General features: G+C 58.8%; 9 protein-coding genes. 4 read left to right on the plus strand and 5 right to left on the minus strand.

From position 1 onward, the window contains the following. Positions 1-116 precede the first annotated feature (116 nt). Together INR77_RS07265 and INR77_RS07270 are read left to right on the plus strand one after the other, a co-directional pair. Positions 117-1,379 carry a hypothetical protein gene (locus INR77_RS07265; protein ID WP_223073212.1) on the plus strand — a complete coding sequence of 421 codons (1,263 nt, stop codon included), beginning with the start codon at positions 117-119 and terminating at the stop codon, positions 1,377-1,379. Further along, the gene (locus INR77_RS07270) at positions 1,379-2,419 is read left to right on the plus strand and encodes a glycosyltransferase (RefSeq protein WP_223073213.1); all 1,041 of its coding nucleotides are present in this window, start codon (positions 1,379-1,381) and stop codon (positions 2,417-2,419) included. The genes INR77_RS07265 and INR77_RS07270 overlap by 1 nt, the downstream gene beginning before the upstream one ends. On the opposite strand, the gene INR77_RS07275 is transcribed toward INR77_RS07270, so the two are convergent. From INR77_RS07275 to INR77_RS07285, 3 genes are read right to left on the minus strand one after another with little or no spacing between them, the layout of a single operon-like run. Further along, a complete protein-coding gene (locus INR77_RS07275; protein ID WP_223073214.1) occupies positions 2,416-3,513 on the minus strand; it encodes a glycosyltransferase family 4 protein in 1,098 nt (365 codons plus the stop codon). The genes INR77_RS07270 and INR77_RS07275 overlap by 4 nt on opposite strands. Continuing rightward, a complete protein-coding gene (locus INR77_RS07280; RefSeq protein ID WP_223073215.1) occupies positions 3,513-5,189 on the minus strand; it encodes a hypothetical protein in 1,677 nt (558 codons plus the stop codon). Before INR77_RS07280 ends, INR77_RS07275 begins: the two co-directional genes overlap by 1 nt. Beyond that, on the minus strand, positions 5,186-6,196 hold the full coding sequence (locus tag INR77_RS07285; RefSeq protein WP_223073216.1) for a glycosyltransferase family 2 protein: 1,011 nt from the start codon (positions 6,194-6,196) through the stop codon (positions 5,186-5,188). Before INR77_RS07285 ends, INR77_RS07280 begins: the two co-directional genes overlap by 4 nt. A 256-nt stretch (positions 6,197-6,452) precedes the next feature. Here INR77_RS07285 and glmS point away from each other — a divergent pair, with 256 nt between their 5' ends. Then, a complete protein-coding gene (glmS, locus tag INR77_RS07290) occupies positions 6,453-8,276 on the plus strand; it encodes a glutamine--fructose-6-phosphate transaminase (isomerizing) (protein ID WP_223073217.1) in 1,824 nt (607 codons plus the stop codon). 106 nt (positions 8,277-8,382) lie between these two features. Further along, positions 8,383-10,776: a bifunctional diguanylate cyclase/phosphodiesterase gene (locus INR77_RS07295; RefSeq protein WP_223073218.1), complete on the plus strand. Its 2,394-nt coding sequence runs from the start codon at positions 8,383-8,385 to the stop codon at positions 10,774-10,776. Between the two features lie 21 nt (positions 10,777-10,797). Here INR77_RS07295 and purQ read toward each other — a convergent pair whose 3' ends face one another. Together purQ and purS are read right to left on the minus strand one after the other, a co-directional pair. Beyond that, entirely contained in the window at positions 10,798-11,487 is a 690-nt protein-coding gene (purQ, locus tag INR77_RS07300; RefSeq protein WP_223073219.1) for a phosphoribosylformylglycinamidine synthase subunit PurQ, read from the minus strand. After that, on the minus strand, positions 11,487-11,738 hold the full coding sequence (gene purS / locus INR77_RS07305; RefSeq protein ID WP_223073220.1) for a phosphoribosylformylglycinamidine synthase subunit PurS: 252 nt from the start codon (positions 11,736-11,738) through the stop codon (positions 11,487-11,489). The genes purQ and purS overlap by 1 nt, the downstream gene beginning before the upstream one ends. Positions 11,739-11,952: the final 214 nt, after the last annotated feature.

The following is an 11,952-nucleotide window of genomic DNA, read 5'->3' on the forward strand; positions in this document are numbered from 1 at the left end:
TATCTGCGCCGGTGAAGGCGGTTTGGGAAAACTCGCAGGCCGCTTGTAAGGCGAAACCGGAATTTATGCCTAAGGGGTAAGAAATCTTAGTAACTGACAGGTTAATGCGCGTCCCCATGAGTCGCAAAATTATCTCTTCACTTGCAATGGCCGTGCCGCGTCCGGTGCGCCGGGCGCTGAAAACGCAAGTTTTGCCGCCTGTTTTGCGAAGCCTGCGCCGCGTTCAGGGGCGCGTGCCCGCTGAGCCGCGCGCGCGTGAATACCGCGTTGCAGGGCATGAAACCTTTGCAGGCTATTACGAGGTTCAGCCCATGTCCGCCGACGGGGGTGCGGTTTTGGCCCATGCGGCAAAGGCGGCACGCACGGCTGTAACGGGGCGCGAGGCAGCGCAAGTGGGATGGTTCGATGTGGCATCAGGCAAGTGGCATCCGGTCGCCGAGACGCAGCTTTGGTGCTGGCAAATGGGCGCGCGCCTGCGCTGGTGGGACAGCGCGGGCCCGCGAACGCTGGCGTTTAACGCCGTGGTGGACGGCGCGCCTGTGCATTGCATCGCTGAAGAGGGAAGCGCTGCGCGAAAGCACTGCGATGTGCCTTTGTTCGACGTGAATGAGGAAGCGGGCGTGGGCCTTTCGCTCAATTTTGCGCGGCTTGCCAAATGTCGCCCCGGCTACGGCTATCCGCTTCTGGATGACCCCTTTGCCGCACAGAATATGCCAGAGGGCGACGGGGTGACATTGGTCGACCTTGCAAGCGGCAAGGCTGAACTTGCCTATTCGCTGCCCGATTTCGCGCAGCTCGTGCCCGGTGCTGGCCCGCATGAATATCACTACCTCAATGCAGCGCTTTTGAGCCCTGAGGGGAGCCGATTCACTGTGCTCTACAAACGGCTTCCCAATCCTGAGGATGTGCACGGATGGACGGTCGATGCGGTGATCGGCAATTGCAATGGGTCGGGGCTCACCCACGTAAAGCTGCCGGGCCGCGCCTCCCATTATTGGTGGCTCGACGAAGACCGCATTGTCTACACCTCAAATTCCGGCATAACCTCGCAATATCTGGTGTTTGACTGCCGCGATGGGTCTTTGAAGCCGCTGTCTGCGGCTACTCCAGGCGTGGATGGACACCCAAGCCAGCACGCGCAAAGCGGGGCATGGGTAACCGACACCTATCCCGACCTCTTTGGCGAGCAGACGTTGTTCGTCCTCGACGATCACGCAAGCGCGCGGCGCGAGTTGGGGCGGCTTTGGGCTGACAAGCGCTATCAGGATGAGTGGCGCTGCGACCTCCACCCGCGCTGGTCGCGCGACGGGGGCACGATTGTGGTTGATTCGACCCATAAGGGCTACCGCGCGCTCTATCTGGTGGATGCGCGTCTGTAATGCCGGCGGTCAGTGTCTTGATGGGAGTGCACAATGGCGAGGCGTTTCTGGCCGAGACGCTGGCGAGCGTGGCTGCGCAGGACTTTACCGACTACGAATTTGTGATCGTCGATGATGCGTCAAGCGATGGGACAGCAGCAATGCTGGCTGAGGCGGCGGCGCGCGACCCGCGCATTCGTGTGCTTACGAATGAGACGAATAGGGGCCTGACCCGCTCGCTCAATCGCGGGCTCGAAGAGGCGAGCGGAGAGTTTATCGCGCGCATTGATGCTGATGACATCTGCCTGCCCAATAGGCTCTCAATTCAACACGCGCATATGATCGCCCACCCGCAAGAGGTTGGTATCGTTGCCAATTTCGAGATGATCGACGCTGAGGGCCGCGTGCTTAGCCGGGGCAGCGAGCCGCTTGATGACTGGCAGGTGCGCTGGCTGCTTGGTTGGAACCCGCCTGCACCGCACCCCACCTTTTTCTTCCGCCGGTGCCCCGATGGGACGACGCCAATGCTCTATGATGAGCGCTTCAAAACCGCGCAGGATTTTGACTTGTGGGCAAGGCTCGCCGCGATTGGGCCCACGCGAAGGCTTGCCGATTGCCTTATCCAATATCGCCGCCACGAAGGCGCGATCACCCATGCCAAGCGCCACGAACAGGCACAGAACTGTGCTGCGATCGGGCGAGCCAATCTGCGGACGCGATTGACGGGCGAGATTGTGTCAGGGCTCGAGCCGCTGATGGCGCTGTTTTCCTACAATGCAGTGGCAACGCCTGATGTGATCCGAAAGGCGGTCGCAGGCGTGGATGCGATGGTGGCGCATGACTGCGCGGCCGCTCCCACCAAAGCGCATCAGCGCTGGGTCAGGCGGATGAGCGCGGGGCTGCTCGCCGATGCAATTTTGTCGCGGGGCAAAGGGCTTTCCTCGCCTGCGTGCCTCGCCGCTTTCATGTGGCACGCGCGTGCGCATCTGCCGCATCTGGCGCGCGCGGTGTTGAGCGATCCGGGGACCGCCTTGAAATCTTTGCGCAATCGCGGGCGTTAGCGCGCGTAAACTGCCGCGGTTTCCTTCGCCACGCGTTCCCAGGCGTAGTGGGATTGTGCAACCTCTTGAGAACTGGCGATAAATTGGCGGCGCGTTGCCGCCTCCCAATCCAAAACTTCGGCGATTTTGGCGGCCCAAGCTTGACGGTTGCCAGCCTCGACCAAGAACCCTGTTTCGCCTTCGCGCACCGCATCGGTGAGCCCGCCGCTGGCGCTTGCAATGACGACGCCGCCAGCACTCGCCGCTTCGGGAGCGATCAGGCCAAAGCCTTCATATTCACCGTTTTCCGGCTCTATATTGGGCACTATGACGCAGGCCGCCTCTGCGAAACGCCTGGCAAGATCGGCTTGAGGCATTCCGCCATGAAAATCGACTTGAGGATGTTCCAACGCGCTTTCTTCGGAGGCGTCCCAGCGCGTGCCGATGACGCTTAGCCGCACATCTCGCGGCAGCAGAGGCAGGACTTCGCGCACGAACCAGCCGAGCCCTTTTCGTGTTACCAGACGGCCTGCGAAGAGCAGTGTTTTTGGGTTGTAGTCCGTGGTCGCGTCGCTGCGAAGATCGGTCGCAAGCGGCACTACTGCACTGCAATTCCAGCCGATTTTCTGAAGGCGGGCCTTAGTCGCACGAGAATTTGCGATAACGCTCGCCCGGCGTAAGAGGCGTGAACCGATGCGAAGGTATTGGCTGTAAAGGCTCCCCTTTAGCCCGCCACGCGCACCATAAGCGACATCGGTTCCATGCGCCGACAGCACCAACTGAGCGCTTGGGAAAAAGGCGAGCGCAAGCAGTCCGAGCGGCCAAATTGCCATATCTCCAAGGTGAACGACTGATGGGCGTTGACGGGTACTGAAAAGCACCCAAAGCACACTGAAAGGAAAAAAGAGCAGCGAAAAAGCGCTTGGCGGCGAGCCATTAGCGCGGCCTTTCAGCGCCACCACATCGACCGGTGCAAGCTTCGCCAATTCTTCGGTCAAGCGTTCGCAATAGGTTTCCATCCCACCAATCGCCGGGCCCCATTTGCGGGTGATGAAAAGAACGCGCGACACCTTGGTTTTGGCATTCGCCGTTGATGAGAGCGTGTTCGCCTCCATCAAAATCCGCCCCAATAATCGCTCGGAGGAGTCATTTCGGGAGGCGCGATATTATCGCCCCAAATGATGTGAGCGGGTTTGTTCGAAAGATTAGCGATTGAGGCATTGCCGCGAGACAGCTCAACCGTTTCGCCGCCTTCGAACCGCTCGCCATTGATCAGCAATGCGCTCGACGCGGTGTAGGTGCCGGGGACGAGAACCTCCCATTCGATTTCCTCGCCCGCGTCCAAATTGCGGCCTGCGAGATAAAGGTCACCCCAGAATTGTCGATATGTGCCGCGCAAGGCTGCTTCGTCGTCAGGGTGAAAGAATGTGGGATTGTCGCTCTCAAACAGAGGCGCAAACATCTGCTCATTATCGAACAGGAGCGGGACGGGCTGCTGCGCCATTGTGTCCGCGAATTTTGGCACGCCGGCGGTGCGGTATCCTTCGATTCCCCACGGGGTCATAAAGCCATTTGCTTTTGGAAAGCGTCCGATCATGCCGCAACAATCGAAATAAGCGACGGGCGCTTCGAAGGTATCGTGCACGGCGGAAAGCAACGCGTTCTGGCGTTCGGTCACGGGGTCTTCATTGGTTATCCAAGCCATGACTGCGAATAGAGAAATTGCGCCCGCGATCATCGCTGCGCCATATCGCTTGGCAAGAAGGGCGAAGGAGACAGAGGCCGCCATGGCGACCGGCGGTAGGATGAAAACGTAGAAATAAGGCGCTGAATTATGGTAGAAAAGCGGGGTCAGTACCGGAAACCACAAAAGCGCCAATGTGGCCCGTTTTACTGCGCTGCGTTGGTCCTTGGCGATCAGCACGGGGACCAACACCGCGCCAAGCGCGAGTGGCGCGCTCACTAGTGCTGCGTGCTGCATCAGATAAAGATAGGGCGAGTGGAACAGGCCGAACATTTTGCTCGCCGAACCGCTAGCATAATCGGCCGTGCTCATCGCGGCCTGACCCGCTTGCGCGGCTGTTGAATGCCACAGGTAAAGAACAGCACCGAAAACCGCAGCGGCCAAGCCAGCGGCCATCCAGCGCGCGGCGTAACGCCAGTCGAAGCCTTCCTCTTCCCAGCGCCACAAGGCAACGCCAAGGAAAGCGGGAAACCACAGAACGAACTTGATCGTGACCATGGCTGACACAGCGATAAGCGCGCCAAGCGCAAGGATTGCGGGCGCGCGCAGCCTCGTGCACATTGCCACCGCGAGCGCTGTTCCAAGCGTTGCCGCCGCAATCGCATCGACGCGAAATGATGTCGCGTGGTTGAGGACGAAACCGCCGCCCAAATAAGCCGCGACCGCAAGGATAGCAGCCTTCTTATCGGTGAGTTTGCGCGCCACGATAAAGATCGCCGCGCCCGCAATCGCGGTAAAGCCCAGCATCGCCCAGCGCGCGACGAGAATGTGCTCTACCTCTGTCCCGCCAAGCTGCGGCAACCACCATGCAAACATCTGTGTGTGTAAGGTTTGAAGTGGTTGGAGGTAGCGGCCAGCTGCTAGGCTTTCGACTTGCGAATAGAACCAGAATTCGTCCCAATTGATCGAGCGGGTAAGCCCCAGATGACAATGCAGCGCCCCCATGAGGATGAGCAGCGCAGTAGGCCAATATTTCGAAACCAAATGAGTCAGAGCGCTCGCGGCCCCGCTGGGCTCTTGCGGGCGCTCCAAGGTCGCCGTCGTCATGCTCGCCGCCTTACCTCTGACGCCTTTGGCGTTTCGTCCGTTTGCAGGTCAACCTTCTCGCCGCGATCAAGCCGCTCTTCAATCCGGCGAAGCTTGAGCATATTGGCTTCCAGAAGCTTGCGATTGGTGGCGATCAGATCAGCCAGAATACCAAGCACGCTCACCAGAACGCCGATGATGAGCAAAGCGCCGCCAATGACGAGTGACTGAACGTGCCCTTCGCCATCACCATTGGCGTAAAACCAAAGGAAACGCGCAATCGGCAGAAGGCCAAGAACGGTCGCCAATGCGCCCAAGCCCACGAACACTCGCAGTGCATTGAACGTCGTGTAAGCGCGCAGGATCGTCACACCCGTTTGCTGAATAAAGCGCGGGATCGACTTGAACAGGCGCGAGGGGCGCGTTGCGGCATGGGTGCGCACCGGCACGCTGGTGATCGACAGGCGCTTACGCCCGGCCTGAATCAGCATATCGGTGGTGTAGCTGAAATCGGTGGTGATATTGATGCGCTGGGCAGCATCGCGGCTGATTGCGCGAAACCCGCTCACCGCATCGGTAATGTCGGTCGCAGACAAAGTGCGCACCACATAAGAGCCCAGCCGTTGAAGCAGGCGCTTGAACGGGCCGAAATGCGCATTGTTGCCAACCGAGCGGTCGCCAATGCAAATGTCCGCCTCGCCTGCCACCACGGGCGCGACGATCTTGGCGATGTCGGCGCCTTCATATTGGCCATCAGCATCGGTGTTGACGATGATGTCTGCGCCTTCAGCCAAGCATTTGTCGATGCCGCTGCGAAACGCCTCGGCAAGCCCGCGATTGCCTCGATGGCGCACGATATGATGCACGCCCCAACGCTTCGCTACGCCGCTGGTGTCGTCACTGCTGCCATCGTCGATGATGCAATATTCTATGCAATCGACACCCGGCAAAGAGCGCGGCAGCTTTGCCAGCGTTTCTGGCAGCACTTGGGCCTCGTTGAGGCAGGGTATCTGAATGATGAGCTTCATAAGTCTGGTTTCGCCCCCTTACGCGGCGACGCAAAACGCGTGCGCGCCCGGTGTTTCCAACCGTGCTAGCGAGGGGGGCTTAAGCAATCGTAAACCATGATCGCCCCGGATTTTGCACGCGGCCAGAATTTTTGCGCGAAATCACGGGTTTCTCTTCAACTTCTATTCAAGCTTTGCCACTAAGAGGCGCAATCATGACATCGGGGTAAGCGCCAGCGCATCGACTGGCCCAATTTTCAGGGAATTTAAGACAGATATGTGCGGCATTATCGGCATCGTGAGTGCAGACGCGGTTCAAGATCGGCTGGTCGATGGCCTGAGGCGGATGGAATACCGCGGCTATGACAGCGCCGGGATTTGCACGCTTGATGGTGGCCAGATGGTGCGCCGCCGCGCGGAAGGGAAACTCCTGAACCTTGCTGGCGTTCTTGAAAACGAACCGGCGCCCGGCACAACCGGGATTGCACACACCCGCTGGGCCACTCACGGCGCGCCAACGGCGGCCAATGCGCACCCTCACGCAACGGACGAAGTCGCAATCGTCCACAATGGGATTATCGAGAACTTCAAAGAGCTGAGGGCCGAACTGGCCGGGGCTGGGCGGACATTCGAAAGCGAAACCGATAGCGAGGTTGTCGCCCATTTGATCTCCGCTCAGATCGAAGCAGGAGCAAGCCCCGAAGATGCGGTGCGCGCTGTTTTGCCGCGGCTTCGCGGTGCTTTTGCACTGGCGATTACTTTCCGCGCGCATCCCGACCTTTTGATCGGTGCACGCCTCGGTTCCCCATTGGTGGTGGGCTATGGCGAGAATGAGATGTTCTTGGGCTCTGATGCCCTAGCGCTTGCCCCGCTCACCCAAAAGATTACCTATCTCGAAGAAGGTGATTGGGTCGTCGTTCGCCAAGACGGCGCGCAGATTTTTGATGGCGATGGCAATGCGGTAACACGCGCCATTCAGGCATCAGGCGCGTCAGCCGCGGCGGTAGAGAAGGGCAATTATCGCCACTTCATGCAAAAAGAGATTTGGGAGCAGCCAACCGTCGTTGCGCAAACGCTCTCCTCTTATTTGCGGCGAGAAGATGTGTCGGTTGCCTTGCCTCAGTTCGACTTTGATATTTCCGCCATTCGCCGCCTCACGATCGTTGCTTGCGGCACGTCGTATTACGCCGGGCTTGTTGCGAAGTACTGGTTCGAACAATTCGCCCGTGTGCCCGTCGATATCGATGTGGCCTCTGAATTTCGCTACCGCGATCCCGTGCTCGAAGAGGGAGGGCTAGCGCTCTTTATCTCGCAAAGCGGGGAGACAGCCGACACGCTGGCTGCGCTTCGCCATTGCAAGGAAAACGGTCAGGTGATTGCGGTGGTGGTCAATGTGCCCACCAGTTCAATGGCGCGCGAGGCGGATCTTCTGCTGCCAACCCACGCAGGGCCAGAGATCGGCGTCGCCTCGACAAAAGCATTCACTTGCCAGCTTGCCGTTCTGGCAGCTCTAGCCGCGCATATGGCCGTGAAAAAAGGCCGTATGAGCCGCGAGGAAGAGCGCGAGGTCGTCACTCACCTCTTGGAAGCGCCTGCTGCTCTCAACGCCGCGCTTTCTCATGACGATGACATCGCCGCGATGGCGCACCACTTTTCGCAGACGCGCGATGTGCTCTATCTGGGGCGTGGTCAGGATTACCCCTTGGCGCTCGAAGGGGCGCTAAAGCTTAAGGAAATCAGCTACATTCATGCCGAAGGTTATGCCTCGGGTGAAATGAAGCACGGACCGATTGCACTGATTGACGATGATGTGCCTGTTGTAGTGATCGCGCCGTCTGGTCCTTTGTTCGAAAAAACCGTCTCCAATATGGAGGAAGTTCGCGCGCGCGGAGGCAAGGTGGTTTTGATCTCCGATGCGCAAGGAATAGAGCAAGCGGGTGAGGGGTGCCTGGCCACGATTGAGATGCCGGTTGTGCACCCACTTATCGCGCCATTGGTTTACGCCATCCCCGTACAATTACTGGCTTATCACGTAGCCGTGGTTAAGGGGACAGATGTCGATCAACCGCGCAATCTGGCAAAATCGGTGACCGTCGAATAAGCGCCGGCCCTATGGGTCAATACTTAGCGCCGTTTTGGTGAAAAAAAGCCTTTCAAAGCCGCAGCGCTTTACCGCCTCATAACCTTTGCGCATTAACCAAGCCGGGGTGAGCGACCAACATTCCCTTCCGACCCCGCCGATTGAGCAGGAGTTGCCCGTTTCGGCTGTCCTTGGTCTGTCCGAAAAAGGGCAGGCCGACTGGCCCCGTCTTCGCGGGCTCGAAACGCAAGAACTAAGCCGGCTCACTTTTCACAGACTTTACGTGCACGCGATCGTTGGGCTGTTTGTCGCTCATATGTACATGGCCGTGGTCGGACCCGTGTGGGTTGGCCTGTGGCTTTTAACATTGGCTATCGTGCAGATAACCGGAATGCAGGCCGACAAGCGGCACCATGCGCGCGCGTCAGGAACCGGGGCGATTTCCAGAGCTCGCACTGGCAAGCTTGCCAAATCGAACCACCATTCTTTGACAGCGATTGCATCTGCTGTCTTGTGGGCCGTGCCACTCGCCGTTTTTGCGCCATTTGGATCAGTCGAGAGCGCGGTCACTCTCATGGTGATTATCGCTACACTTATGGCGGCGCGTGTTTTCTTCTACACGACAACGCCGCTTAATATGGTGATCGCCTCGCTCATCAATGGCGCGGCGGGCTGTGTGCCGTTTGTGATTATGAGCCAGTGGGAGATCGTAACCGGAGTTGTTCTCTTCACCATTTGCACCATGCTTGGCGCGATTGAGGTGGGCCGGGCCCACATGGAAGCGCGCATCGCGGAAAACGCAATCATCGAAAAAGAGGAAGTCGTCTCGCTGCTGCTGCGCGAGTTTGAAGAGAACGAGGCGGATTGGCTGTGGGAGATCGACACCCGTCGCCGTCTGCAATCGGTATCGCCACGCTTTGCCTTTGCGCTGGATGCGACTGATAAAGAAGTCGAAGGCAAGCCTCTTCTGGCGCTTATCGCTGGCGATAAATGGGAAAGCGGAGACTTTCCGCCAAGCCTGCATGAACTTGCCGAAAAGCTGCGCAATCGCGAGAATTTTTCGAACCTCACCGTGCAGGTTTCGATCAAGGGCGAAGAGCGCTGGTGGGAGCTGTCAGGCACGCCCATCCGCGATGAACGCGGTAAGTTTACAGGGTTCAGAGGCGTGGGCTCCGATGTCACCGAACAACGCCAGTCTTCTGAAAAAATCAAATATCTGGCGCGCTATGACACGCTCACATCCTTGCCAAACCGCCTGATGCTGACAGAAGCCTTAGGCGATGCGCTTGAGTATGCCCAGCATTGGCGCACGCGCTGCGCTTTGATGATGATCGATCTTGATCGCTTTAAGGCGGTGAACGATTCGCTAGGGCACATTACCGGCGATAAACTGCTGGCTCAGGTGTCTTCGCGCTTGCAGGCCTTGACCGGAGAAAACGCCGTCGTTGGGCGGCTTGGCGGGGATGAATTCGCCGTTGTCATCCGCGATGCGAGCAACCTTAATTATCTGCGCGGGCTCGCATCGCGCGTGATCGAAACCCTGTCCGAACCCTATCACGTGGACAACCACACGCTTTATGTCGGCGCCAGCGTCGGCTCGGCGATTGGTCCGCGTGACGGGCGTACGGTCGAAGAACTGATGCGCAACGCAGACCTTGCCCTGTACCGCGCCAAAGATGCAGGCGGAGGCGAGCATTGCCGCTTTGAACCCGTCCTTCACGCGTCAGCTGAAGAACGCCGCCAGCTTGAATCGTCATTGCGTAAAGCCTTGGGGCTGGATGAATTTGTGCTGCACTATCAACCAGTTGTGGACGCGCGCAGCGAGGCTATCGTCAGTTTTGAGGCGCTGGTCCGCTGGAACAGTTCAGAGCATGGTTTTGTCAGCCCCGGCAAATTCATCCCGCTTGCCGAAGACACGCGCCTGATTGTTCCGATTGGCCAATGGGTCTTGCGCCAGGCGTGTTTTGAAGCGCGCACCTGGCCCGACCATGTAAAGGTCAATGTCAACGTCTCGCCTGAACAATTGCTTGAGCCCAATTTCCATCAGGAAGTGGTTGATACGCTCGCGGCGAGCGGTCTTCGTCCTGAACGGCTTGAAATCGAGGTCACGGAAAGCATCTTCCTGCGCGATGCCTCGGTTGCCCGCAATGCGCTGGAACAGGTGATGGCGCTTGGCTGCTCAATCGCGCTTGACGATTTTGGCACTGGCTATTCCTCGCTTGGCTACCTTCGCAAACTGCGGTTCTCGACGATCAAGGTCGATCGCACCTTCGTTCAAGGCGCATCGCAAGGTGCAAACGAGAGCCTGGCGATCATCAATGCGGTTGTCGCCATGGCCAAGAGCCTCGACATGACCACCACCGCAGAAGGGGTGGAAAGCGCCGAGGAAGCTGAATTGATCCGCAACCTTGGCTGCGACAAGATTCAGGGTTTTTACTTTGGCCGCCCGATGGCGAGCGAGGACGCGCGTGGGCTTTTTACAAGAGACGGCCTGCCCGATCCACGCCGCTTGCGGGCATAGGTCCGCAATCGTGGTGCGCGCTTAAGCCGCGACCAGCGCCTTTACTACATTCTCAAACAGAGCGCGCCCGTCTTCTCCGCCAAGCGAGGGGTGGGCAGCCGGTTCAATCGCGCGTTCAGGGTGCGGCATCATGCCCAGAACCCGGCCATTGGCGCTCAGAATCCCAGCAATATTGCGGCGCGAGCCATTGACGTTGTCCGAGTAGCGAAAAGCCACGCGGTCCTCACCCTCAAGCCTGTCGAGAGTCGCCTCATCAGCGAAGTAATTGCCGTCGTGATGGGCGACCGGAATGCGCAAGGTTTGTCCCGGCTCAAAGCCGGTGGTGTAGATCGAGCTTGTGTTGACCACTTCGAGATCGGCGGTGCGGCATACGAAAGTCTGTCCCGCATTGCGCATCAAAGCGCCCGGGAGCAGTCCGCTTTCGGTGAGGACTTGAAACCCATTGCACACGCCGAGCACAGGAACGCCACGCTCGGCTGCCTTGACCACGGCTTTCAAGATCGGGCTGCGCGCTGCCATTGCGCCGGAACGCAGGTAATCGCCGTAGGAAAATCCGCCGGGCAGAGCGATAAAGTCAAGGCCGTCTGGCAAATCCGCATCGCCGTGCCAGATCCGCACAGCAGGTGCGCCAGTGACGGCTTCCAAAGCCACCGCCATATCGCGGTCGCAATTGGAGCCGGGGAAGGTGACAACGCCCGCTTTAAAGCCCATCAGGCGGGCTCCTTCTGATCATCGAGCCGCTCAATCGCGTAATCTTCGATCACCATATTGGCGAGCAATTGCTCACACATTTTGGTCAGCGTTTCATCGCTGGTGCCGTCTGCCACATCCATTTCGATCATGCGACCGATGCGCACATCATTGACGCCTTCAAAGCCAAGGCCGTCCAGTGAATGGTGCACCGCGCGCCCTTGCGGATCGAGCACTCCGGGTTTCAGGCGGACGAGGATGCGAACTTTCATGGGGCATATCCTGAGCAAGAATTTCGTGTGATGGCAGCGCCACTGTGCGTGTCCTCGCCCTATAGCGTCTCGCGCGCGCGGCGCAATCGCGCAAAGGCCCCAATCACCCGCCGGATTAGGACAGGCTTGTCGATTAGCTTTCTGCGGGGGTTGTAAAAGATGCAATAAAGAGTAGCGCAAAACTTCTGGGGGTTTGAAAACAGCACCCAAAGAA

The sequence above is a fragment of the Erythrobacter sp. SCSIO 43205 genome (assembly GCF_019904235.1).
Lineage (GTDB): Bacteria > Pseudomonadota > Alphaproteobacteria > Sphingomonadales > Sphingomonadaceae > Erythrobacter.